General features: G+C 65.2%; 23 protein-coding genes. 15 read left to right on the forward strand and 8 right to left on the reverse strand.

Going from position 1 to position 22330, the window contains the following annotated elements; translation table 11 throughout:
- Positions 1-80: 80 nt before the first annotated feature.
- Together ACN0V4_RS16670 and ACN0V4_RS16675 are read right to left on the reverse strand one after the other, a co-directional pair.
- Positions 81-590: a methylated-DNA--[protein]-cysteine S-methyltransferase gene (locus ACN0V4_RS16670; protein WP_417678153.1), complete on the reverse strand. Its 510-nt coding sequence runs from the start codon at positions 588-590 to the stop codon at positions 81-83.
- A complete protein-coding gene (locus ACN0V4_RS16675) occupies positions 587-1153 on the reverse strand; it encodes a bifunctional transcriptional activator/DNA repair enzyme AdaA (protein ID WP_417678155.1) in 567 nt (188 codons plus the stop codon). Before ACN0V4_RS16675 ends, ACN0V4_RS16670 begins: the two co-directional genes overlap by 4 nt.
- 127 nt (positions 1154-1280) lie before the next feature.
- Between ACN0V4_RS16675 and ACN0V4_RS16680 the strand changes: the two genes are divergently transcribed.
- The gene (locus ACN0V4_RS16680) at positions 1281-2180 is read left to right on the forward strand and encodes a DMT family transporter (protein ID WP_417678157.1); all 900 of its coding nucleotides are present in this window, start codon (positions 1281-1283) and stop codon (positions 2178-2180) included.
- 25 nt (positions 2181-2205) lie between these two features.
- On the opposite strand, the gene hemN is transcribed toward ACN0V4_RS16680, so the two are convergent.
- Positions 2206-3561, reverse strand: a complete 1356-nt coding sequence (hemN, locus tag ACN0V4_RS16685) for an oxygen-independent coproporphyrinogen III oxidase (RefSeq protein WP_417678159.1) — start codon at positions 3559-3561, stop codon at positions 2206-2208.
- 60 nt (positions 3562-3621) lie between these two features.
- Between hemN and fnrL the strand changes: the two genes are divergently transcribed.
- Positions 3622-4365, forward strand: coding sequence for a transcriptional regulator FnrL (fnrL, locus tag ACN0V4_RS16690; protein WP_417678161.1), 744 nt, complete (start codon positions 3622-3624; stop codon positions 4363-4365).
- A 211-nt stretch (positions 4366-4576) separates the two neighbouring features.
- Here fnrL and ACN0V4_RS16695 read toward each other — a convergent pair whose 3' ends face one another.
- Positions 4577-5416 (reverse strand): universal stress protein, encoded by an 840-nt coding sequence (locus ACN0V4_RS16695; RefSeq protein WP_417678163.1) that lies wholly within the window; start codon positions 5414-5416, stop codon positions 4577-4579.
- A gap of 201 nt (positions 5417-5617) precedes the next feature.
- Between ACN0V4_RS16695 and ccoN the strand changes: the two genes are divergently transcribed.
- The 9 genes from ccoN (at position 5618) to ccoS (ending at position 14883) form a co-directional block, all read left to right on the forward strand.
- On the forward strand, positions 5618-7222 hold the full coding sequence (ccoN, locus tag ACN0V4_RS16700) for a cytochrome-c oxidase, cbb3-type subunit I (RefSeq protein WP_417678165.1): 1605 nt from the start codon (positions 5618-5620) through the stop codon (positions 7220-7222).
- A 14-nt stretch (positions 7223-7236) separates the two neighbouring features.
- Positions 7237-7968, forward strand: coding sequence for a cytochrome-c oxidase, cbb3-type subunit II (ccoO, locus tag ACN0V4_RS16705; RefSeq protein WP_417678167.1), 732 nt, complete (start codon positions 7237-7239; stop codon positions 7966-7968).
- Between the two features lie 11 nt (positions 7969-7979).
- On the forward strand, positions 7980-8165 hold the full coding sequence (locus ACN0V4_RS16710; RefSeq protein ID WP_417678169.1) for a cbb3-type cytochrome c oxidase subunit 3: 186 nt from the start codon (positions 7980-7982) through the stop codon (positions 8163-8165).
- Positions 8162-9031, forward strand: coding sequence for a cytochrome-c oxidase, cbb3-type subunit III (gene ccoP / locus ACN0V4_RS16715; RefSeq protein ID WP_417678171.1), 870 nt, complete (start codon positions 8162-8164; stop codon positions 9029-9031). Before ACN0V4_RS16710 ends, ccoP begins: the two co-directional genes overlap by 4 nt.
- Positions 9032-9467: 436 nt before the next feature.
- The gene (locus ACN0V4_RS16720; protein WP_417678173.1) at positions 9468-10349 is read left to right on the forward strand and encodes a LysR family transcriptional regulator; all 882 of its coding nucleotides are present in this window, start codon (positions 9468-9470) and stop codon (positions 10347-10349) included.
- 144 nt (positions 10350-10493) lie between these two features.
- Positions 10494-11969 (forward strand): cytochrome c oxidase accessory protein CcoG, encoded by a 1476-nt coding sequence (ccoG, locus tag ACN0V4_RS16725; RefSeq protein ID WP_417678175.1) that lies wholly within the window; start codon positions 10494-10496, stop codon positions 11967-11969.
- A 3-nt stretch (positions 11970-11972) separates the two neighbouring features.
- A complete protein-coding gene (locus ACN0V4_RS16730; RefSeq protein ID WP_417678177.1) occupies positions 11973-12431 on the forward strand; it encodes a FixH family protein in 459 nt (152 codons plus the stop codon).
- 108 nt (positions 12432-12539) lie between these two features.
- Positions 12540-14720: a heavy metal translocating P-type ATPase gene (locus ACN0V4_RS16735; RefSeq protein WP_417678179.1), complete on the forward strand. Its 2181-nt coding sequence runs from the start codon at positions 12540-12542 to the stop codon at positions 14718-14720.
- A gap of 4 nt (positions 14721-14724) precedes the next feature.
- A complete protein-coding gene (ccoS, locus tag ACN0V4_RS16740) occupies positions 14725-14883 on the forward strand; it encodes a cbb3-type cytochrome oxidase assembly protein CcoS (RefSeq protein ID WP_417678181.1) in 159 nt (52 codons plus the stop codon).
- Positions 14884-15048: 165 nt separating this feature from the next.
- Here ccoS and ACN0V4_RS16745 read toward each other — a convergent pair whose 3' ends face one another.
- Positions 15049-16449, reverse strand: a complete 1401-nt coding sequence (locus ACN0V4_RS16745; RefSeq protein WP_417678183.1) for a D-alanyl-D-alanine carboxypeptidase family protein — start codon at positions 16447-16449, stop codon at positions 15049-15051.
- A 304-nt stretch (positions 16450-16753) separates the two neighbouring features.
- Positions 16754-17455 (reverse strand): HAD family hydrolase, encoded by a 702-nt coding sequence (locus ACN0V4_RS16750; RefSeq protein WP_417678185.1) that lies wholly within the window; start codon positions 17453-17455, stop codon positions 16754-16756.
- 92 nt (positions 17456-17547) lie between these two features.
- Between ACN0V4_RS16750 and clpS the strand changes: the two genes are divergently transcribed.
- The 4 genes from clpS to hemF all read left to right on the forward strand — a co-directional run bounded on the left by clpS (position 17548) and on the right by hemF (position 20679).
- Positions 17548-17889, forward strand: coding sequence for an ATP-dependent Clp protease adapter ClpS (gene clpS, locus ACN0V4_RS16755; RefSeq protein ID WP_417678187.1), 342 nt, complete (start codon positions 17548-17550; stop codon positions 17887-17889).
- Positions 17890-17896: 7 nt separating this feature from the next.
- Complete coding sequence (locus ACN0V4_RS16760) at positions 17897-18889, forward strand: class I SAM-dependent methyltransferase (RefSeq protein WP_417678189.1); 993 nt, start codon at positions 17897-17899, stop codon at positions 18887-18889.
- A 21-nt stretch (positions 18890-18910) separates the two neighbouring features.
- Positions 18911-19714 (forward strand): SDR family NAD(P)-dependent oxidoreductase, encoded by an 804-nt coding sequence (locus ACN0V4_RS16765; protein ID WP_417678191.1) that lies wholly within the window; start codon positions 18911-18913, stop codon positions 19712-19714.
- A gap of 71 nt (positions 19715-19785) precedes the next feature.
- Positions 19786-20679 (forward strand): oxygen-dependent coproporphyrinogen oxidase, encoded by an 894-nt coding sequence (gene hemF / locus ACN0V4_RS16770; protein ID WP_417678193.1) that lies wholly within the window; start codon positions 19786-19788, stop codon positions 20677-20679.
- A 61-nt stretch (positions 20680-20740) separates the two neighbouring features.
- Here the strand turns inward: hemF and ACN0V4_RS16775 are convergent, their stop codons facing one another.
- Together ACN0V4_RS16775 and greA are read right to left on the reverse strand one after the other, a co-directional pair.
- Positions 20741-21772 carry a hypothetical protein gene (locus ACN0V4_RS16775; protein WP_417678195.1) on the reverse strand — a complete coding sequence of 344 codons (1032 nt, stop codon included), beginning with the start codon at positions 21770-21772 and terminating at the stop codon, positions 20741-20743.
- Between the two features lie 14 nt (positions 21773-21786).
- Entirely contained in the window at positions 21787-22257 is a 471-nt protein-coding gene (gene greA / locus ACN0V4_RS16780) for a transcription elongation factor GreA (RefSeq protein ID WP_417678197.1), read from the reverse strand.
- Positions 22258-22330 lie beyond the last annotated feature (73 nt).

Below are 22330 nucleotides of genomic sequence, written 5' to 3' on the forward strand. Positions count from 1 at the left end.
CCATGCTCACCTCCGATAACGGAAGGGAAGCACGCACCAGCCCCTCAGGGAATCCCCTTTATGGGTTCAGAACCTAGGCCTCAGGCCAGTCCCGGCAAGCTCTGGTCCTCGGCGGGCAAGACCCCCTCGTGGCGCAGCAGATAGGCCTTGGTGGCAAGGCCGCCGCCAAAGCCGGTCAGCGCCCCGGTCGCCCCCAGAACCCGGTGGCAGGGCAGGATGATCGGCAGCGGGTTGCTGCCGTTCGCGGCGCCCACGGCCCGGCTGGCGCGTGGCCGGCCCAGCGTCGCCGCGATCTGGCCATAGCTGCGGGTCTCGCCGAAGGGGATGCCGGCCAGATAGCGCCAGACGCTGACCTGAAAGGCGCTGCCGGACAGATGCAGGGGCAGCGAAAAGCTTTGCAGCCGGCCGGCGAAATAGGCGTCGATCTGGCGGCGAACCTCTGCGAAGGGGGCATCCGAGGGCGACCAGCCCGGTTGCGGGCCAAAGGATTTATGCCCGGTTGGAAAGCTGAGGAAATGCAAGGCTGAGGCATCGCCCGCGACCAGCAGACGGCCGACCGGGCTGTCGATATAGGAATAGCAGAGCGTCATTGCGGCGCCCGCCTGCGGATCGAGGAGGGCGGTCGGCCATAAAGCTTGGAAAAGGCGGTGTTGAACTGCCGGACGCTGCCGAAGCCGGCCCTGAAGGCGATCTCGGTGATCGGCAGGGCGGTGCTGTCGAGCAGCCGCTTGGCCCGACCGATGCGCAGGGTCTGCGCGGTCTGCAGCGGCGAGGCGCCGACATGTTCGGCAAACAGCCGCGACAAATGCCGTGCCCCGATGCCCAGACGCTCGGCCAGCAGATTGACGGTGCCGTCGCCATCCAGCGCGCCCGCCTCGATCAGCCGCAGGGCGCGTTCGACGGTGGTCCGGGTGCCGTTCCAGGCGGCGCAGAACGGGGCGGTCTCGGGCCGGCAGCGCAGACAGGGGCGATAGCCGGCGCGCTCGGCCGCCGCCGCGGTCGGGAAATAGCTGACGTTCCGGGTCAGCGGTTGCCGCACCGGACAGACTGGCCGGCAATAGATCATCGTGGTCCGGACGGCGGTGAAGAACTTGCCGTCAAAGGCCGGGTCGCGCCGCAGTCGCGCATCATTGCAGGTGTCGAAATCTAACATGTAGATAATCTAGCGCAGCGGCCCGCGGCGGGCGAGGCTGTGCAGAGGATGAGGTCCGAAAATGGCCAGCACGGCGACGGCCGCGGTGTTAGGTCTGCCGGCGAAGGCAAGCGTTCCGGAGGGTGCAATGCGTATGACGGCTCAGGACTGGGCGCTTCTGTTTCTGCTGTCGCTCCTGTGGGGCGGCTCTTTCTTCTTTGCCGCCGTCGCGGTGCGCGAACTGCCGCCACTGACTGTCGTGGCCCTGCGCACCGGTCTCGCCTCGCTGACGCTGATGATGATCCTGCGGCTGCGCCGAGAGAGCTGGCCGGTGACCCGCAGCGCCCTGCCGGCCTTCCTGGTCATGGGGCTTTTGAACAATCTCTTGCCCTTCAGCCTGCTGTTCTGGGCCCAGACCACGATCCCCAGCGGCCTGGCCGCGATCTTGAACGCGACGACGCCGATCTTCTCGATCGTGGTGGCGCATTTCCTGCTGGCCGACGAACGCATGGCCGTGAACAAGGCGGTCGGAATCCTGTTCGGCTTTCTGGGGGTGGCGGTGCTGATGGGGGGGAATGTGCTGACCGGGGGCGGGATTGCCACGCTGGGGATGCTCGCCTGCCTGGCGGCGGCGCTGTCCTATGGGGTCGCCGGGGTCTATGGCCGCCGGTTCAAGGCGATGGCCCTGTCGCCGACCCAGGTGGCCCTTGGGCAGCTGGTGGCGACGACGCTGATGATGCTGCCGGTGATCGTCCTGGTCGACCGGCCCTGGGCGCTGCCGGTCCCCAGCCTCCGCGTCGTCGCGGCGGTGGTGGCGCTGGCCGTGGTCTCGACCGCGATTGCCTATGTAATCTTCTTCCGACTGCTGGCCTCTGCCGGGGCGGTGAACACCGCGCTGGTGACCCTGCTGATCCCGGCTAGCGCCATCCTTCTGGGCAGCCTGTTTCTGGGCGAGGCACTGGCGCCGCGCCATTACGCCGGCTTGGCGCTGATTACCCTGGGGCTGATCGCCATCGACGGACGCGTCATCGACCGGCTGCGGCGCTGATCGCCCCCACAGGGCAGGCGACCGGTCAGATCGCCGAGCTGTGGCCGGCCTTGCTCAGGTCATAGGCGTCGAAGGCGCGGGCGATCATCCGGGTCAGCGGATGCGCTTCGTGCCGGATCGCCAGCGCGTCGGGGCCGATGTCCAGCATGCCCGGAAAGGCGCGGGTGACACCGGCGAACATCGCCTGCAGCGCGGTATCCGAAATGCCGAAGTCGGCGCGGATTTCGGCGGCGTCGATGCGGTGATCGCACATCAGCATCTCGATCATCCGGCCCCGCATCAGATCCTCGCCCTGGAAGATATGGCCCCGGTTGGTCGAGAATCGCCCGTCGCGGATTGCCGCGGTATAGGCCGAGGTCGCCGGCGCGTTCTGCGCATAGCCCTGCGGGAAGCGCGAGATCGAGGAGGCGCCGACGCCGATCAGAACCTCGGCCTGATCGTCGGTATAGCCCTGGAAGTTGCGACGGAGCGTACCGCTGCGCAGCGCTTTGGTCAGCCCGTCCTCGGGGCGGGCGAAATGGTCGATCCCGATCTCGGCATAGCCGTCCCAGAGGAACAGCCGCCGCGCGGTGTCGAACAGATCGAGCCGCGCCTCGGGCGTGGGCAGCGCGTCGGAGGGGATCAGTTGCTGCCGCTTGGCCATCCATGGCACATGGGCATAGCCATAGAGCGCCACCCGGTCCGGGTTCAGTGACAACAGCTTCTGCACGCTCTCGGTCATCCGCGCCTTGCTCTGATGCGGCAGGCCGAACAGGATATCGGCGTTCAGGCTGTGAATGCCGCGGGCGCGGATCATCTCCACCGCGCGGCGGGTCACGTCATAACCCTGGATGCGGCCGATGGTCTTCTGAATCTCGGCGTCGAAGTCCTGCACTCCGATCGACGCACGGCTCATCCCTGCCGCCGCCAGCGCGTCGAGCCGCGCTTCGTCGATCTCGTTCGGGTCGATCTCGACCGAGAACTCGGCATCCGGGCCGAGCGGGGCAACGGCGAAGATCGCCTGCGTCAGCTCGGTCATCAGCGCCGGGCTCAGCAGTGTCGGCGTGCCGCCGCCCCAATGCAGCCGCGACAGAGTCACCCCCGCCGGCAACCGGTCGGCCAGCAGCGCCAGTTCGGCCTTCAGCGTTTCCACATAGGCGGCGACCGGTGCATCGGTCTGGGTGCCCTGGGTGCGACAGGCGCAGAACCAGCACAGCCGCCGGCAGAAGGGCACATGGACATAGAGCGAGATCGCGCCACCTTCGGGGATGGCGCCGATCCAGTTGGCATAGGTATCAGGACCGACCGCAGCGCTGAAATGCGGTGCGGTGGGATAGCTGGTGTAGCGCGGAACCCGCGCGTCAAATAATCCCAGCTTGGCCAATTGAGGTTTTACGAACATGCGACTAAGCTAATATAGACCTGAGGCTCCGTGCCTTGACGCAGATCAACTGAGGCCCTGATGTCCGTTCAGACCCACGCATTTGCCGGCAATTGTTCGGAATGCCCGATCCGCCATCGGGCGGTCTGCGCGCATTGTGAAATCCCCGAACTCGAAGAACTGGAGAGCATCAAGTTCTATCGCAGCTTCGAGGCGGGGCAGACCATCATCTGGTCCGGCGACAAGATGGGGTTCGTGGGCTCGGTGATCGCGGGCATCGCGTCGCTGACCCAGACGATGGAGGACGGGCGCACCCAGATGGTGGGGCTGTTGCTGCCGTCGGATTTCGTCGGACGCCCGGGGCGCGACGGCTCGGCCTATGACGTCACCGCGACCACCGATGTGGTGATGTGCTGTTTCCGCAAGAAGCCCTTTGAAGAGCTGATGGCGCGCACCCCTCATATCGCCCACCGTCTGCTGGAGATGACGCTCGACGAGCTTGACGCCGCCCGCGAATGGATGCTGGTGTTGGGCCGCAAGACCGCGCGGGAAAAGATCGCCTCGCTGCTGTCGATCATCGCCCGCCGCGACGCTTCTCTGACGCCGAACGGGCCTTCGGGTCTGGTGGTCTTCGACCTGCCGCTGACGCGGGAGGCGATGGCGGATTATCTCGGCCTCACGCTCGAAACCGTGAGTCGCCAGATGTCGGCGCTGAAGAAGGACGGGGTGATCCAGCTCGAAGGCAAGCGGCATGTCATCGTGCCGGACATGGGCCGGCTGATGGAAGAGGCCGGCGACGACAGCGACGGCGGCCTGATGGCCTGAGCCGCGGCTCCTTCCGCGTTCCCCATATTTCAGATGCTCCCTGCCCGGAGGTCCGCGCCGCCTGCGCGGCGTCGAAGGCCGTCGATCTCACCCGCCCCGAATGCGGGTTCGCCCTGAATGCGGGCGGCCATATCTGTGTCACATGGCAAGACAAAAACGCCCCGCCGTCTGGGCGACGGCGGGGCGGTCTGAGGTCATCTTGTCACGACGCTCAATGCGCCATGAAGATCGGCACCTTTGCCTGTTCCAGCATGTTGCGGGTTGCGCCGCCGAGGATCGCCTCGCGGAAACGGGAATGGCCATAGGCGCCCATCACGATCAGATCGGCGCTGGTATCGGTGGCGTGGCGGTTCAGGATGTCCGAGATCCGCGGCATCGTCTTGCTCAGCACGTCGATCTCGCAGTTCACCCCGTGGCGCGACAGCATTTGCGACAGCAGGCCGCCCGGATCGGACCGTTCCGGCCCGTGCTGCGGCGGGTCGATCACCACGATGCGCACCTGTTCGGCGGCCATCAGGAAGGGCATCGCCTTGCGGATCGCCGCCATCGCCTCGACGCTTTCGTTCCAGGCGACCAGAACGTTGGGGAAGCTGCCCTTGGCGACATTCTTGTCAGGCACCACCAGAACCGGCGCGCGGCCTTCGAACAGCGCGGCTTCGACGATCGGCTCGGCCTCGGCGCCACGGTCTTCACCATAGGGCAAAGGCAACACCACCAGGTCCGAGAACCGTGCGCGATAGGCGACGTGCCGGCCAAGATCGGCGATCTGCGCGACACCGTCCTCGACCGACCAGCGGACATCGGAAAGCCCAAGTTTCTCTTTGGCGTAGGCGAGTGTCGCTTCCGCCTCTGCGCTGGCGCGCTCCAGGGTCTCCTGAAGGATCATCGCGTTGGCGCCGGCATAGTAGTAACCGGTCTGGGTGCGGTCTACGCCCAGGCAGAGCGCCTCGGCGTGGGCATCCTGTGCCTCCGCCAGCGCGACAAGCTGCGCCATGGTGGCGTCTGACACCTTGGGGTCGGTCAGAACGGTCAGCAGGGATTTATAAGCCATTGTAACCTCTTTGCATTCGGCCCTTCCAGAATGAGCAACCTGGAAGCCTCCGGAACTTAGTTTCGATGCCTGCCACGAAAATGGCAAGGGTGTCTTGATGCAGATCAATGCGTGCAAGCTTGACCTCTTGCAGGTAGGCTTAAGTCTGAACCCGTCTGACGCGGCGGCAGAATCGCGTGGGACTAGGCAAAGGGACGAGGAATGTCTAATACAATCAAGCTTATTGCGCTTGGTTTGATCACATTGTTCGCAGCAATGGCGGCAAACTACGCGCGAGACATGGCCTATATGGTCCACGCCATCATCGTGATGCTTGTGGCTGGCGGCCTGTTTCTCTACACATTGCGGAGCACCGGCGAGCCGGTGGTTGCCGCGCCGAAAACCGAATATTTCGACAGCGTCGTACGCGCCGGCGTGATCGCGACCTGCGTCTGGGGCGTTGTCGGGTTCCTGGCGGGCACGTTCATCGCCTTTCAGCTCGCCTTTCCGCATCTGAATTTCGAATGGCTTCAGGGGCATGGCAACTTCGGGCGGCTGCGGCCGCTGCACACGTCGGCCGTGATCTTCGCCTTTGGCGGCAACGCGCTGATCGCCACCTCCTTCTATGTCGTCCAGCGGACCTCTGCGGCGCGGCTTTGGGGCGGCAACCTCGCCTGGTTCGTGTTCTGGGGCTATCAGCTTTTCATCGTTCTGGCCGCGACCGGCTATCTGCTGGGCTCCACCCAGTCCAAGGAATATGCCGAGCCGGAATGGCACGTCGACCTGTGGCTGACGATCGTCTGGGTTGCCTATCTGGCGGTCTTCCTCGGCACGATCATCAAGCGCAAAGAGCCGCATATCTACGTCGCCAACTGGTTCTATCTGTCCTTCATCGTCACCGTGGCCATGTTGCACGTGGTCAACAACATCTCGATCCCGATCTCGATCTGGGGGTCGCGTTCGGTTCAGGTGATGTCGGGCGTGCAGGATGCCATGACGCAATGGTGGTATGGTCACAACGCGGTGGGCTTCTTCCTGACCGCGGGCTTCCTGGGGATGATGTACTATTTCATCCCGAAGCAGGCCGAACGCCCGGTGTTCAGCTATAAGCTGTCGATCATCCACTTCTGGGCACTGATCTTCCTGTATATCTGGGCCGGTCCGCACCACCTGCATTACACCGCGCTGCCCGACTGGGCCTCGACGCTGGGGATGGTGTTCTCGATCATGCTGTGGATGCCCTCCTGGGGTGGCATGATCAACGGTCTGATGACGCTGTCGGGCGCCTGGGACAAGCTGCGCACCGATCCGGTGATCCGGATGATGGTGATCTCGGTCGGCTTCTATGGCATGTCCACCTTCGAGGGGCCGATGATGTCGATCCGCGCGGTGAACTCGCTGTCGCACTACACCGACTGGACCATCGGTCACGTCCATTCCGGCGCTCTGGGCTGGAATGGCATGATCACCTTCGGCGCGCTCTACTTCCTGGTGCCGGTGCTGTGGAAGCGCGAGCGGCTCTATTCGCTGCAAATGGTGTCCTGGCACTTCTGGCTCGCCACCATTGGCATCGTGCTCTACGCCGCCTCGATGTGGGTGACCGGGATCATGGAAGGCCTGATGTGGCGCGAAGTGGATGCCAACGGCTTCCTGGTGAACTCCTTCGCCGATACCGTCGCGGCCAAGTTCCCGATGTACGTGGTGCGGGCTCTGGGTGGGGTGATGTACCTGACCGGTGCGCTCATCATGGTCTATAACCTGTTCATGACTGTCCGCAGGGCGCCGGCCAAAGAGGCCAGCCTCGCGGTCACGGTTCCCGCCGAATAAGGGAGGAGGGAACAATGTCCATTCTTGCAAAGCACAAGATCCTTGAAACCAACGCGACCCTGCTGCTGGTGTTCAGCTTCTTGGTCGTGACCATCGGCGGCATCGTCGAGATCGCGCCGCTGTTCTGGCTGCAGAACACCATCGAGAAGGTGGATGGCATGCGCCCCTACACTCCGCTGGAGCTGGCGGGGCGCGAGATCTACGTCCGCGAGGGCTGTTATGTCTGCCACAGCCAGATGATCCGTCCCATGCGGGACGAGGTCGAACGCTATGGCCATTACAGCCTTGCGGCGGAGTCGATGTACGACCACCCGTTCCAATGGGGGTCGAAACGGACCGGGCCGGACCTGGCCCGTGTGGGCGGGCGCTATTCTGATGAATGGCACGTCGACCACCTGACCAACCCGCAATCGGTGGTGCCGGAATCGGTGATGCCGAAATACGGCTTCCTCAAGCACAAGATGATTGAGGGCGAATACATCGAAGACGTGATGAAGACCCACGCTTTCGTCGGCGTGCCCTATACCGAGGACGACCTGGCGAACGCCCAGGCCGATTTCCTGGCGCAGGCCGATCCGGACAGCGATTATGACGGGCTGGTCGCGCGCTATGGCGAAGCCAGCGTTAACGTGCGCAACTTCGATGGCCAGCCCGGTGTATCGGAAATGGATGCGCTCATCGCCTACCTGCAGATGTTGGGCACGCTGGTCGATTTTTCGACCTTCACGCCCGACGATAGCCGCTGAGGAGTGTCAAGATGGAACTTTACACGCTTCTAAGGCAGTTCGCGGACAGTTGGATGTTGCTGTCGCTCTTCGCCTTCTTCGTCGGGGTGATCCTCTGGGTGTTCCGCCCGGGCAGCAGCAAGACCTATCGCGATACGGCAGAAATTCCCTTCCGGCACGAGGATAAACCCGCGACGGATAAGGAGGCGCGGACATGAGCAAGGCACCCCAACATCAAAAGGGCGACCCGCAAACCACCGGCCATAACTGGGACGGGATCGAGGAATTCGACAACCCGATGCCGCGCTGGTGGCTGTGGACATTTTATGCCTGTATCATCTGGGCGATCGGCTATTCCATCGCCTATCCGGCCTGGCCGGGGATCAAGAGCGCCTCGGCTGGTCTGCTGGGCTGGTCCACGCGTGGCGATGTCGCCCGCGAGATCGAGGCGGCCAACGAGGCCAATGCCGCGATCAATGCGCGGCTGGTGGCGGCCGACCTGACCCAGATCGCCAATGATCCGGAGTTGAACAGCTATGCGGTGTCCGCCGGGGCCGCCGTCTTCAAGACCTGGTGCGCCCAGTGCCATGGCTCCGGCGCCGCCGGCGCCAAGGGCTATCCCAACCTGCTGGACGACGACTGGCTCTGGGGCGGCGACATCGAGACCATCCATTACACCGTTACCCATGGGGTGCGGAACGAGGATGACCCGGATGCGCGCTTTTCGCAGATGCCTGCCTTCGGTCGTGACGAACTGCTGACCGGCGAGCAGATCGACCAGGTGGTGAACTATGTCATGTCGCTGTCCGAGACGCCGAAGGACGCGTCCTTGGTCGCGGCGGGCAAGGTGGTATTCGAGGAGAATTGCGTTTCCTGCCACACCGCCGAGGCCACTGGCGACCGGACCCAGGGCGCACCGAACCTGACCGATGCGATCTGGCTCTATGGTGGGGATTACGACACCATCAAGCAGACTGTCACCAACAGCCGCGGCGGCGTGATGCCGGCCTGGGGCCTGCGGCTGAGCGAGGATCAGGTCCGCGCTGCCGCGATCTATGTCCACCAGTTGGGCGGCGGCGAATGATCTGCTGAAAGAATACCTGCGGGCCACTCGTGGCTCGGAGGGGCGGCGCCGGCTTTTCGATCTGTTCGCGCGTTTCCTGAAAAGCCGGCGCCGATTTGATACATGTGTTACTCAAGTTTCGAGGGCCCGTCCACAGCCTGTGCCGTGGGCGGGCCCTTTGCCGTTCAGCGGCGCCGTAGATTCGGGCAGTCCCGGCGCTGGAGCCACCAGTGCCCCTCGGGCAACCAGCGTTGGCGCCGGGGCGAGGGGGGCCGAGCGCGTCCGGTGCGTGGCGTGTCGGTCTCACCCCCGTTCCGGGTGGCGATAATGAAAGTTCTTGCGAGAATTCCAAGCATGGCTGCATCCTTCCCTGCGTGCGGATCATGCAGCTATTCTTGCGTCTCTGGGGATTCCATGCCATTCATTTCCCTATCCAACATGTAAGCCTGAGTTTCATATGAACTGGCTCTCCATGCCGCCGCTCGCCGCCCTCAGGGCCTTTGCCGCCTTTGCCGAAACCGGCAATCTCGCGCAGGCGGGGGCGATGCTGAACGTCAGCCATGCCGCGATCAGCCAGCAGCTCCGCGCGCTCGAGGCGCATCTGGGCCTGGCGCTGGTGGATCGTGCCGGCCGGGCGCTGGTGCTGACGGCCGAGGGCCGGCAGCTTGCCGATGCGCTGGCGCTGGGGTTCGGCGCCATCTCGGCCGCGGTGCAGGAACTGACGGGGCGGGCCGCCGACAGGCCGCTGCATGTCTCGGTCACGCCCAGCCTGGCGGGCTATTGGCTGCTGCCGCGGCTGGCGGGGTTTTCCCGCGCGCATCCCGGGATCAGCCTGAGGGTCGATCCCACCCCCGATCTGATCGAGCTCGGCCCCGGCGGCATCGACCTGGCGCTGCGCCATGGCGTAGGTGGCTGGCCCGGGGTGGAGAGCGAACCCTTGCTGCCGGCGCCACTGGTGATCGTGGCGGCGCCGCAGCTTGTGCAGGGACGCAGGGTGGCGACCCCGGCCGATCTGGCCGACCTGCCCTGGATCGAGGAGCTTGGCACCAACGAGGCGAGCGCCTGGCTGGCTGCCCAGGGGGGCGCGATCGGCATGGGGCGGAGCACGCAGCTGCCGGGCAACCTGACGCTGGAAAGCGCGCGCTCGGGGCAGGGGCTGTTGCTGATCGTGCGCCTTTTCGTCGAGGCCGACCTGGCGGCCGGGCGGCTGGTCGAGCTTTTCGCCACCCGACAGGAGAGCCAGTATCACATCGTCACCCGCCCCGGCAGCCTGCGCCCGGCCGCCCGCGCCTTCATCGCCTGGCTCAGGCGCGAGGCACGCGCAGGCAGCCCGGGCTGAGCCGGTCTTGAGAACTTGCCCCCGGGCGCCGCGATCGGGGCAAAGTGCCGCGCCCGGGGGGCGGATCCCCGGGAACTCGATCATGGGCAAAGATGTCTGCCCAATGCTATGATTGACCCAAATCAATGTGAACGCCTGTCCGCGATGAGACAAGGCGTGAAACCCAGAGCCAGACCCCGGAGTGAGTTCGTGACCGAAACCAATCCTGCCCCCAGCCTCTACTCCGCCAGGGAGCCGATCTTTCCCCGTCGCGTTTCAGGTAAGTTCCGCAGCCTGAAATGGGTGCTTTTGGCCCTGATGCTGGGCATCTACTACATCACCCCCTGGATCCGCTGGGATCGTGGTCCGGCGCTGCCGGATCAGGCGGTGCTGCTCGATCTGGCGAACCGGCGGTTCTATTTCTTCTGGATCGAGATCTGGCCGCACGAGTTCTATTTCGTGGCGGGCCTGCTGATCATGGCGGGGCTTGGGCTGTTCCTGTTCACCTCCGCTCTGGGCCGGGTCTGGTGCGGCTATGCCTGCCCGCAGACGGTCTGGACCGACCTTTTCATCCTGGTCGAGCGCTGGGTCGAAGGCGACCGCAACGCGCGGTTGCGGCTGCATCGGCAGAAAAAGCTCGATTTCCACAAGGTTCGGCTGCGGCTGACCAAATGGGTCATCTGGCTCCTGATCGGCCTCGCCACCGGTGGCGCCTGGGTGTTCTATTTCGCCGATGCGCCGACGCTGCTGCATGATCTGGTCACCGGCCAGGCGCATCCGGTGGCCTATTCGACCCTGCTGGTGCTGACCTTCACCACCTTCTTCTTCGGCGGGTTCGCGCGCGAACAGATTTGCATCTATGCCTGTCCCTGGCCGCGCATCCAGGCGGCGATGATGGACGAAGACACCCTGGTGGTCGGCTATCGGGAATGGCGGGGCGAGCCGCGCGGCAAGCACCGCAAGGCCGAGGGGGCGGAAGAACTGGGGGATTGCATCGACTGCAACGCCTGCGTCAACGTCTGCCCGATGGGGATCGACATTCGCGATGGTCAGCAATTGGCCTGCATCACCTGCGCGCTCTGCATTGATGCCTGTGACGACGTCATGGCCAAGCTCGGCAAGCCGCGCGGGCTGATCGACTATATGGCGCTCAGCGACGAGGCGAACGAACGGTCCGGCCAGCCGCCGCGCAGCGTCTGGAAACACATTCTGCGGCCGCGCACCATTCTCTATACCGCGCTCTGGTCGCTGGTGGGCTTCGGCCTGATGTTCGCGCTGTTCATCCGGCCCGACATCGACCTCACGGTCGCCCCGGTGCGCAATCCGACCTTTGTGACCCTGTCCGACGGCACCATTCGCAATACCTATGACATGCGGCTGCGCAACAAGCATGGCGAACCGCGAAATTTCAAACTGACGGTGGTGGGCGATCCGCTGATGAAGATCCAACTCGAGGGTGTCGATGGCAACGAAGTCCAGGTGCCCGCGGATACGGCCTATCTGCAGCGGGTCTATGTGACCGCGCCGAAGGAGACCGGCCCCGCGGCGGTCGAGGCGACGCCCCTGCGCTTCTGGGTCGAGGATGTGGCAAGTGGCGAGCGGGCGCATAAGGACAGCACCTTCAATGGCAGGGGGAAATAGGTCGTGGCAGAGCGTGAACTCACTGGCCGTCATGTGCTGATGATCTTCGTCGGCGCCTTCACGGTGATCATCGGGGTGAATATCGCGCTGGCCTATAACGCCGTACGCACCTTTCCGGGGCTCGAGGTCAAGAACTCCTATGTCGCCAGTCAGGAGTTCAACACCCGCCGCGCCGCGCAGGAGGCCTTGGGGTGGAGGGTCGATCTGCGCCATACCGGCGGGTTGGTGATCATGGCCATCCGCGACGCCGCCGGCGCCCCGGTCCGGGTCGCGGGGATGGAGGCCACGATCGGCCGCGCCACCGAGCGGCAGGACGATTTCGTCCCGGCCTTCGAATTCGACGGTCAGGCCTATGTCGCGCCGGCGGAACTGCGCCCCGGCAAATGGGATCTGCGGCTGAAGGCGCTGGCCCAGGATGGCACTGAATTCACCCAGCGTTTGGTCTTTCATGTGAACGAATAGGATGTGCGGGTCGCGTTTCTCTGATGTGGGGGGCTGCCCCCGCCGGACCACCGTCACGGGGCGGCGGGCAGCAGGCATGTCGCTCCGTCCGAACCCGGTGGTGACCCGATGACGGCAGAGCTTCGCCCGCCCTCGGCCGCGGCCTGTCCCGGCTGTCTCGCCACCCCGGTGCAGCCGGTGGAAGAGGCGCCGAAAGACGCCCGTATCGCGCTGTCGCTGCCCGGCGTTCATTGTCAGGTCTGCATCACCACGGTCGAACATGCGTTGAACGCGCTGCCCGGGGTGCATTCCGCCCGGGTCAACCTGACCCTGAAACGCGCGCTGGTCGAGGCCGACCCGCAACTGCGCGCGGCTGATCTGATCCCGGTGCTGGAAGGTGTCGGATACGAGGCGCATGAACTCGATCCCGGCGCCCTGCAGGCGACCCAAAGCGATCGCGCGGGCCGCGATCTGCTGATGCGGCTGGCGGTGGCGGGCTTCGCCTCGATGAACGTGATGCTGCTTTCGGTCTCGGTCTGGTCCGGGGCGACCGATGCGACACGCGACATGTTCCACTGGATCTCGGCCGCGATCACCCTGCCGGCGATCGCCTTCGCCGCGAAACCCTTCTTCATGAACGCCTGGAACGCGCTGCGGGTTGGCCGGCTGAACATGGATGTGCCGATCGTGCTGGCCATCGTCCTGGCGCTGGTCACCTCGATCTGGGAAACCTCGCTGTCCGGCGAGCACGCCTATTTCGACGCGGCCCTGACGCTGACCTTCTTCCTGCTGGCGGGCCGCTATCTCGATTACCGCACCCGCGCCGTCGCCCGGTCGGCGGCCGAGGAGCTTTCGGCGCTGGAGGTGCCCCGGGCCCTGCGGGTGACCGAGGCGGGCAGCGAAGAGGTGGCCGTCGCCGAGCTGAGGATCGGCGATCTGATCCTGGTACGCCCCGGCGGCCGGATGCCGGTCGATGGCGAGATCACCAAGGGTTGCTCGGAACTCGACCGTTCGCTGCTGACCGGGGAGACCCTGCCGGTCTTCGCCGAGCCGGGGCTTGTCGTCAGCGCCGGAGAGGTCAACCTGACCGGTCCGCTGACCATTCGCGCCACCGCGGTCGGCAAGGATACCTCGCTGCACCGGATGGCCGATCTGGTGGCGATCGCGGAATCGGGTCGCTCGCGCTATACCTCGCTGGCCGACAGCGCCGCCAAGCTCTATGCGCCGGGGGTGCATATCCTCGCGGCGCTCAGCTTCCTCGGCTGGTATCTCTATTCCTGGGACGTGCGCACGGCGCTGAACATCGCCGCCGCCGTGCTGATCATCACCTGCCCCTGCGCGCTGGGGCTTGCGGTGCCGGCGGTCACCACGGCGGCCTCTGGGCGGCTGTTCCGCAAGGGCATGCTGATCAAGGACGCCACCGCGCTCGAACGTCTGGCGGGGGTCGATACCGTGGTCTTCGACAAGACCGGCACGCTGACCGCGGGCACGCCGGAGTTGACCAACCTGCAGGACCACACCAGCGCCGATCTTGCCGTCGCGCTGGCCCTGGCCGAGGCTTCTTCTCATCCGCTGTCGGTGGCGCTGTCCCGGGCGGCCCGGGCTGCCGGGATCGTCCCGGCCGAGCTGACCGAGCTGACCGAAGTGCCGGGTTATGGCACTCAAGGTCAGTGGCAGGGCCGTCTGGTTCGTCTGGGCCGCGCCGCCTGGGTTGGTGCGCCGCAGGGCGCCCAGACCGCCGCCTGGCTTTCGGTGGGGCAGGGCGAGGCGCGGCCGTTCCTCTTTTCCGACGCGCTGCGTCCCGGCGTGGCCGAGGCGGTGGCGGCGCTGCAGGCGGCGGGCAAGGAGGTTCTGCTGATCTCCGGCGACACCACCCTGGCGGTGGAGGCGCTGGCGCAACGGCTCGGCATCTCGCGCTGGGTGGCAGAGGCGCTGCCGCAGGACAAGTCGGCCCGCATCGCCCAACTTGCCGAAGAGGGCAAGAAGGTGCTGATGGTGGGCGACGGGCTGAACGACACCGCCGCGCTCACCGCCGCGCATGTCTCGATCTCGCCCGCCTCGGCGCTCGATGCGGCCCGGGTCGCCTCGGACATCGTGCTGTTGGGCCAGGACCTGACCCCGATCGCCGAGGCCTGCGAGGTGGCGCTCAAGGCCACCCGCCGCATCCGCGAGAACTTCCGGATCGCTACCATCTATAACATCATCGCGGTACCGCTGGCGGTGGCCGGGCTTGCCACGCCTCTGATGGCGGCGCTGGCGATGTCCTCCTCCTCGATCACCGTGTCGCTCAACGCGCTGAGGCTGAGGTAACCCGATGGATGTGCTGGTCTTCCTGATCCCGATTTCGCTGTTTCTGGGCGGCATCGGCTTGTTCGCCTTCATCTATACGGTCAAATCGGGCCAATATGATGATCCGGAAGGCGACAGCCAGCGTATCCTCAGCGATGAATGGGACGATCATCCCAAGCCCTGAGAGCTTTTCCTGGCGCCTTTTTCTAGCTTCAAATATCCCCGCCGGAGGCACGCCCCGAAGGGGCGTCCGGTTTCGATCCCCACCTACGGTTTCTTTGGCTAGGCCCAAAAGAAAAAGGGAGCGGTTCTTCCGCTCCCTCTCGACACTCCGGGTCTTGTCGGACGATCAGCTCGGACCGATCAGGTTGCAGGTGACATTGCGTGCCTTCAGCCGGCGGCAGGCCATATCCGCCTTGCCTTCGGTCATGCCGAGAAAATTCGCGTCGAAGCCGCGCGGTCCGTTCACCACCTTGCGAACGGTGCCATCGAGGGTTTCCATCTCGGACAGCGCGGTACGCAGCAGCACCTTTTCGGCGTCATAGCGGTTGGTATAGCGGCCGACGTTGATGCCCCAGTGCCGATCGCCCGAGCCCGAGACGCGGCTGACGACCTCAAGCTCTTCCGGCTGTTGCTCCGCCTCGGCCCTGGCCGCGATCAGCTCGTTGCGCAGGGCACCCGGGCGCATTTCGGGGCGTGGCGCCTGGGCCGGGGCCTCGCCATCCGAAGAGCTCAGGATCGCTTCGGCCACGGCGGCGGCGATGATATCGGCATCCGGCGCGGTATCGGCGCGGGCCACCAGTTCGGTATCGCCCGAGGCGTTGGCGCTTCCCGGGCGGGGCATCGGGCGCAGGCTGGCCACCACCGTGCCTGCGACACGGACGGTCTTGCCGGCGGGAATGCTCTCCTTGTCGCTGTCGCCACCGGCATAGGCAGGGGGGGCCGGCTTGCGCAGCGGCGCCGAGTTCGGCGCATCGCGGAAGCCGAGATCCAGAAGCTGGGCCACCTTGGCATTGCGCGCGCTGGAGGATTTGCCGCCGAAGACGGTGGCGATGATCCGAGTGTCACCACGCTGGGCCGAGGCCACCAGATTGAATCCGGCTGCCTGGGTATAGCCGGTCTTGATGCCGTCGGCGCCGGAATAGCTGTCGAGAATCCGGTTGTGCGAGGTCACCGTCTTGATGCCGGCATTGGTGCTGCGCCGCGAGAACAGATTGTAATATTCGGGATAATCATAGAGCAGATGCCGCCCCAGGATCGTCATGTCATGGGCGGAGGACAGATGCCCCGATTCGGTCAGCCCATGGGCGTTCTTGAAGGTGCTGTTCTTCATCCCCAGCGCCCGGGCGGTCCGGGTCATCCGCTGGGCGAAGGCCGGTTCCGACCCGCCGATCGCCTCGGCGATGGCGGTGGCCGCGTCATTGGCCGATTTCACCGCTGCGGCGCGGACCAGATAGCGCAGGGCGATCTGTTGCCCTGCCTTCAGGCCCAGGCTCGACGGCGGCTCCGAAGCGGCGTGTTTCGAGACGCGGACCATCGTGTCCAAGCTGATCTCGCCGTTCCGCACCGCTTCGAAAGTGACATAGAGCGTCATCATCTTGGTCAGCGAGGCGGGGTGAAGCGGGGTGTCGGCATTCCGGGCAAACAGGACTTGCCCGGTGCGGGCATCCATCACCATTTCGGCCGAGGGTACGGCGCGGGCCGTACCGGGGCTGAGCATAATCAGAAGGGCGCCGCAAAGCGCCGCCATGAGGAGTGCGGAGATGAGATTCAGCCCTGACCGGGCCAACCGAATACGCCGGACCTGCACGATATTGCCTCTGTCTGCCTCGTCGGGCTCGGCTGGTTCCGACCCCGTATTGTGGATTTTCTTTCGGTCAGGCTAACACAGCAAATAGTCAAAATAAACCCGGAGGTTGCGGGGGCATGTTAAATTGCTGCTCCGGCGGATTTCAACATCTTGGGGGGGATGGTGCCTCAGCCTCAACACCGGCCATGAGGGCATTTCGACTGGGCGAAGACCCGCTCAGTTTTATTCAATCTGTGCCGATAATTTATTCAATCTGTGCCACGAGATTCGCCAGTTCACCGAGGTCGGCGATGCTGTGATAGCGTGGCGAGGCAGCGGGGGCCTCGGCGTGCTCGATCTCCCAGACCAGCCCGTGCGGGACATAGACCCCCCAGCCGCCGGCGGCGATCGTTGGCACCACGTCCGAGCGCATCGAATTGCCCACCATCATCGCGCGCTCGGCGCCGTCGCCATGGCGGGCGAAGATCCCGGCATAGACCTCCGGCGTCTTTTCCGAGACGATTTCGACGCCATGGAACAGCTCGCCCAGACCCGATTGCGCCAGCTTGCGTTCCTGATCCATCAGATCGCCCTTGGTGATCAGCACGACCCGATGGGTCGCCGCCAGGGTCTCGACCGCCTCGCGGGCATGCGGCAACAGTTCGATCGGATAGGCCAGCATCTCCTGCCCGGCGCCAATCAGTTCGCGGATCACATTGGCGGGCACGCGGTCCTCGGTCACCTCGAGCGCGGTCTCGATCATCGACAGGACGAATCCCTTCACGCCAAAGCCATAGCGTTGAATATTGCGCCTTTCGGCGGCCAGAAGTCGCTCCGACAGGTGGTCGGCCTCGGCGAAATCCTTCAAAAGTTCGGTAAATCGAGCCTGGGTCAGGCGGAAAAAGCGTTCATTATGCCACAGGGTATCGTCAGCGTCGAAGCCGACCGTCGTCAATTTGCCCGCCATGGCTTGTCTCTCCGCTTACCCTTTTCTAAACCGCCTGGAACGTTATATGTAGGGGAACCAGAAATCTCCATACTCCGGATTAGAGCTTCGCGATGCTGCTACAGCCATTGAGGATGTCGGACAAGCAGGATGACGACGGCGAAACCTCGATCCTGCTCAAGACCCGGCCCAAGACCCAGCGCCCGCCATTATACAAGGTGCTGCTGTTGAATGATGATTATACGCCGATGGAATTCGTCGTTCATGTGCTGGAACGTTTCTTTAACATGACCCACGCTCAGGCCTTCGAGGTGATGCTGACCGTGCACAAGAAAGGTGTCGCCGTCGTGGGAGTCTTTAGCCATGAGATCGCCGAGACCAAAGTGGGGCAGGTGATGGATTTCGCCCGCCGGCACCAGCATCCGCTGCAGTGCACCATGGAAAAAGAGGAATAGGGGCGCCTTGTCTATGCGTCTCGCACTCGCTGCCGGAGAGGGGGGGCTGGCCCTTCCCGAGACCGGCCCGTTGGTGGTGTTCCATCCCCGCGCCGGCACCGATCTGATGGTGCTGCCGCGGGATCGCTGCCTGTTGGTGCAACCTTTCCGCCCGGATTACGAGACCTTCGCCACCGCCGGCTGGACGGTCGACTGGCACCTGCCCGCGGGGCAGCGTTGCGCGGCGGCGCTGGTCTTTGTGCCCCGTGCCAAGCGTCAGGCCCAGGCGCTGATCGCCCAGGCGGCCGCCTGTTGTGACGGGTTGGTGGTGGTCGATGGCGCCAAGACCGATGGCACCGACAGCCTTTGGCGCGAGGTGCGCAAACGGGTGCCGGTGCTGGGCAGCCTGTCCAAAGCGCATGGGCGGATTTTCTGGTTCATGGCCGATGCCGAGGCCTTCGCCGATTGGGTCGCACCCGAGGCTCAGGCCATCGAGGGGTTCGTGACGGCGCCGGGGGTCTTCTCCGCCGACGGCATCGACCCGGCCTCGCGCCTGCTGGTCGAGAGCCTGCCGCCGCACCTGGGCGCCCATGTGGCCGACCTGGGGGCCGGCTGGGGCTATCTCTCGACCCATCTGTTGCAGGACGACCGGCTGAAGTCGCTGGAGGTGGTCGAGGCCGACCGCATCGCGCTGAGCTGCGCCGAACAGAACATCCACGATCCCCGCGCCCGGTTCCACTGGGCCGATGCCACCCGGTTCAAGCCCGACCAGCCGCTTGACGCGGTGGTGATGAACCCGCCCTTCCATACCGAACGCAGCGCCGATCCCGGTCTGGGCCAGGCCTTTATCACCGCCGCCGCCCGTATCCTGTCGCCGCGCGGGCAGCTCTGGCTGGTGGCCAACCGCCATCTGCCCTATGAGACCGTTCTGGCCCGGGCTTTTGTCGAACATCGGGAAGTCGCCGGCGACAACCGGTTCAAGATCCTCCAGGCCGCGCGCCCCGTGCGGTCGCGTGGCTGAACGACCTGCAGGAGAGCACAGATGTCCTTTTCCATCGCTGGCAAGACCGCCATCGTCACCGGCGCCGCCAATGGCATCGGCCTGGCCATTGGCCGGCAGTTCGCCGAGCAGGGCGCCAATGTGATGTTCGCCGATATCGACGAAGCCGGGTTGGTTGGCGAACTGGGTCACCACGTCGAAGACAGCAACATCCGTTATTTCGTTGGTGATCTGCGCGAAAAGCTGACCATCGCCAATCTGCTGTCGGCCACCATCGACGCCTTCGACCAGGTCGATGTGCTGGTCAACGGGGCGCGGCAGGTGGTGTCGTCTGATCCGCTCGATGCGGACGACGATTCCGTGATCGCGCTGCTCAATCAGAACGTGCTGCCGGCGATGCGGCTCAGCCAGCTTGTCGCCCGGCGGATGATCAAGCAGGCGAAGGAACGCCCCAGTCAGGGCAGCGCCGGGTCGATCATCAACCTCAGCTCGATCGCGGCTCGGCGGACCCATCCCGATCTGATGGCCTATTCGGTCAGCTCGGCGGCGCTCGATCAGCTCACCCGCTCGCTCGCGGTGGCGTTGGCACCGCATCGGATCCGGGTCAACGCGGTGGCGATCGGCTCGGTGATGAGCGCATCGTTGAAAACCACGCTGAAGGACAATCGCGAATATCGCCAGGCGATCGAGGATCACACGCCACTGGCGCGCATCGCCGCGCCCTCGGAACTGGCCGATACCGCGCAATTCCTGGCCTCGGACGCCTCGGGTTTCATGACCGGGCAGATCCTGACGCTCGACGGCGGGCGGACGCTGCTCGACCCGGTGAGAGCCCCGGCGCACTGACACAGGCCCCTTTTCCAGCCTGCCCCCCGGTCCAGGCGGGGCACAGCAAGACATCCATCGGGGACAAGACCATGACAGACCCGCTCGACCGCGAAAAAGCCCGCGCCGCGGCCTGGTTCCGCGATCTGCGCGACCAGATCGTCGCCGCTTTCGAGGCGCTGGAAGACAGCCATGCCGAGGGCCCTTTCGCGGACGAGCCGCCGGCGCGGTTCGAGGTGCGGCAGACCCGGCGCAGCGCCGAGGATGGTGGCGATGCCGGTGGCGGGCTGATGAGCGTGATGTGCGGCGGCCGGGTGTTCGAGAAGGTCGGCGTCAATGTCTCGACCGTCTATGGCCGGCTGGCGGAGCGGGCGCAGGCCGCGATGATGGCGCGCAAGGGGCTGCCCGGGATGCAGGACGACCCGCGGTTCTGGGCCTCGGGGATTTCGCTGGTGGCGCATATGCGCAACCCGCATGTGCCGGCGGTCCACATGAACACCCGGATGTTCTGGACGCCGCATGCCTGGTGGTTTGGCGGCGGGTCGGATCTGAACCCCTGCATCGAATATGCCGAGGATACCGCCCATTTCCACGCCACCCAGCAGGCGCATCTCGACCCGCATGGAGCGGGTCACTATCCGCGGCTGAAGGCCTGGGCGGACGAGTATTTCTATATTCCCCACCGCAAGCGGGCGCGCGGCGTTGGCGGCATCTTCATGGATGATTACTGCTCGGGCGACTGGCAGGCCGATTTCGCGCTGACCCAGGATATCGGCCGCGCCTTCCTGCCGGCCTTCCTGCCGCTGGTGGAAAAGCGCCGGGGCCAGAGCTTTACCGAGGCCGACCGCGACACCCAGCTCGTCTATCGTGGCCAATATGCGGAATATAACCTGGTCTATGACCGGGGCACCAAATTCGGGCTGGAAACCGGCCATGACCCCGAGGCCGTGCTGATGAGCCTGCCGCCATTGGCCAAATGGCCGTGATCGGCATCATCGGTTGAGCTGCCGCAGCCTCTCCCCCCGGTCGGGGAGAGAGGGGTTTCGGTCAGTCGAAGGTGCCTGCCACCCGGCCCACCAGCATGAAGGCGCGGGCGGTGCGGGTCTCGGCCAGGGCCGTGATCTCGGCATCGGTGGCCTCTTCGGCGAAGGCGGCGAACATCTGGTCGAACCGACGCAGGAAATGATGCACCGCATCGCGGAAGATCGGATCCTGCTTCATCCGGGCCGCCGTCAGCGCCAGCGAGGATCGGTCGCGCACGCCGCCAAGGGCGGCGACCTCCCTGCCTCGGACGCCTTGCGCGAATTGCCGCCAGACCTCGGGGCGGGCGCGGTCGGGGTGCAGGTCATCCATATAGATGCCGTCCTGGCTGAGCAGGGTCAGAACGTCCTGCGCCGCCTGGATCAACTGGGCTGCCTTGCGGTCCTTCAGCGCCCGGCGCAGCGCGTTGAATCCGACTTCGTCCTCGGCGGTTTCAGGGAAGTGCAGGGCGCGGATGAAATCCTCGTGGGCGAGCGGCGGCGACAACGCCTCGGCCGGGGTGCCCAGTTCAAGTGCGCCTTGGTCGCCCCCGCGCTCTTGCCCTGCGGCGGGGGCCGCCGGGACTGCCGGACGCGGTTCCGCGCCGCGAATGGTGTGGAAGGTCGCCAGCGCGGTTTCGGTTTTCTTCGCGGTCTCGGCGATTTCGTCCAGCTTCTTCTGGATCGTCCCGTCGAGCGGTATCGCGCCGCGTTGCGCCTGGGCGATCTGCGCCTGACGGATCGCATTGAGCGCCGCCTGCAGGCGCTGACTGTCCTCGCGCACCATCCGCGCGGTGCGCGCAGAGGTGGCCGCGACCCAGATCATCGCCACCGGCATGAAGATCGCCACCACACTCACAAGGAAACCGGGGCCGCCGGCAGTCTCATCCGCCGCCGGAAGGCTCAGGAAATAGACCGCGGAGCCCACCAGCCACAGCACACTGAAGGCGGCGGCGATCATTTCGCCGCCGGAGAGCTGCGGCTTGCTCGGGCGATCGTACATGCCCAACGGCGTGCTGCGGGCGCGGCCGGTCTGTGGATCAGGACTGGGGCCGGACATCGCGGGCGACTCCGTTAGATATAGACAATCTTGAGAACCTCGTAGGACCGCTCACCGCCGGGCGTGCGGACTTCGACGCTGTCGCCTTCATCCTTGCCGATCAGGGCGCGGGCGATGGGCGATTTGATGTTCAGCAGGCCGCGTTCGATATCGGCTTCATGCTCGCCGACGATCTGCCAGGTCTTTTCCTCGTCGGTATCCTCGTCCACCAGCGTGACGGTGGCGCCGAACTTGATCGGCCCGGACAGCTTCGACGGTTCGATGACATCGGCCAGCGACAGCACGCCCTCAAGCTCCTTGATGCGGCCCTCGATGAAGGACTGCTTTTCCCGGGCCGAGTGATATTCGGCGTTCTCCGACAGGTCGCCATGCTCGCGCGCTTCGGCGATCGCCTTGATGATCGCGGGGCGCTCGATGGACTTGAGCTGTTTCAGTTCGGCTTCGAGCGCAGCGAAACCGGTCGGCGTCATCAGGATTTTTTCCATGTCTTTCGCTTCCACGCATGAATTTCGCCCCGCCGCGCGAGGCGCCGGGGCGATTGGTAGGTTGTCAGATACC

This window comes from Pseudodonghicola sp. (genome assembly GCF_048268305.1).
Taxonomy (GTDB): Bacteria; Pseudomonadota; Alphaproteobacteria; order Rhodobacterales; family Rhodobacteraceae; genus Pseudodonghicola.

Bases quoted from the DNA above. Each gene is read 5' to 3' on its own strand.
- ACN0V4_RS16670 (WP_417678153.1), bottom strand. From the start codon at position 590: ATGACGCTCTGCTATTCCTATATCGACAGCCCGGTCGGCCGTCTGCTG.
- ACN0V4_RS16675 (WP_417678155.1), bottom strand. From the start codon at position 1,153: ATGTTAGATTTCGACACCTGCAATGATGCGCGACTGCGGCGCGACCCG.
- ACN0V4_RS16680 (WP_417678157.1), top strand. From the start codon at position 1,281: ATGCGTATGACGGCTCAGGACTGGGCGCTTCTGTTTCTGCTGTCGCTC.
- hemN (WP_417678159.1), bottom strand. From the start codon at position 3,561: ATGTTCGTAAAACCTCAATTGGCCAAGCTGGGATTATTTGACGCGCGG.
- fnrL (WP_417678161.1), top strand. From the start codon at position 3,622: ATGTCCGTTCAGACCCACGCATTTGCCGGCAATTGTTCGGAATGCCCG.
- ACN0V4_RS16695 (WP_417678163.1), bottom strand. From the start codon at position 5,416: ATGGCTTATAAATCCCTGCTGACCGTTCTGACCGACCCCAAGGTGTCA.
- ccoN (WP_417678165.1), top strand. From the start codon at position 5,618: ATGTCTAATACAATCAAGCTTATTGCGCTTGGTTTGATCACATTGTTC.
- ccoO (WP_417678167.1), top strand. From the start codon at position 7,237: ATGTCCATTCTTGCAAAGCACAAGATCCTTGAAACCAACGCGACCCTG.
- ACN0V4_RS16710 (WP_417678169.1), top strand. From the start codon at position 7,980: ATGGAACTTTACACGCTTCTAAGGCAGTTCGCGGACAGTTGGATGTTG.
- ccoP (WP_417678171.1), top strand. From the start codon at position 8,162: ATGAGCAAGGCACCCCAACATCAAAAGGGCGACCCGCAAACCACCGGC.
- ACN0V4_RS16720 (WP_417678173.1), top strand. From the start codon at position 9,468: ATGAACTGGCTCTCCATGCCGCCGCTCGCCGCCCTCAGGGCCTTTGCC.
- ccoG (WP_417678175.1), top strand. From the start codon at position 10,494: ATGAGACAAGGCGTGAAACCCAGAGCCAGACCCCGGAGTGAGTTCGTG.
- ACN0V4_RS16735 (WP_417678179.1), top strand. From the start codon at position 12,540: ATGACGGCAGAGCTTCGCCCGCCCTCGGCCGCGGCCTGTCCCGGCTGT.
- ccoS (WP_417678181.1), top strand. From the start codon at position 14,725: ATGGATGTGCTGGTCTTCCTGATCCCGATTTCGCTGTTTCTGGGCGGC.
- ACN0V4_RS16745 (WP_417678183.1), bottom strand. From the start codon at position 16,449: ATGGCGGCGCTTTGCGGCGCCCTTCTGATTATGCTCAGCCCCGGTACG.
- ACN0V4_RS16750 (WP_417678185.1), bottom strand. From the start codon at position 17,455: ATGGCGGGCAAATTGACGACGGTCGGCTTCGACGCTGACGATACCCTG.
- clpS (WP_417678187.1), top strand. From the start codon at position 17,548: ATGCTGCTACAGCCATTGAGGATGTCGGACAAGCAGGATGACGACGGC.
- ACN0V4_RS16765 (WP_417678191.1), top strand. From the start codon at position 18,911: ATGTCCTTTTCCATCGCTGGCAAGACCGCCATCGTCACCGGCGCCGCC.
- hemF (WP_417678193.1), top strand. From the start codon at position 19,786: ATGACAGACCCGCTCGACCGCGAAAAAGCCCGCGCCGCGGCCTGGTTC.
- ACN0V4_RS16775 (WP_417678195.1), bottom strand. From the start codon at position 21,772: ATGTCCGGCCCCAGTCCTGATCCACAGACCGGCCGCGCCCGCAGCACG.
- greA (WP_417678197.1), bottom strand. From the start codon at position 22,257: ATGGAAAAAATCCTGATGACGCCGACCGGTTTCGCTGCGCTCGAAGCC.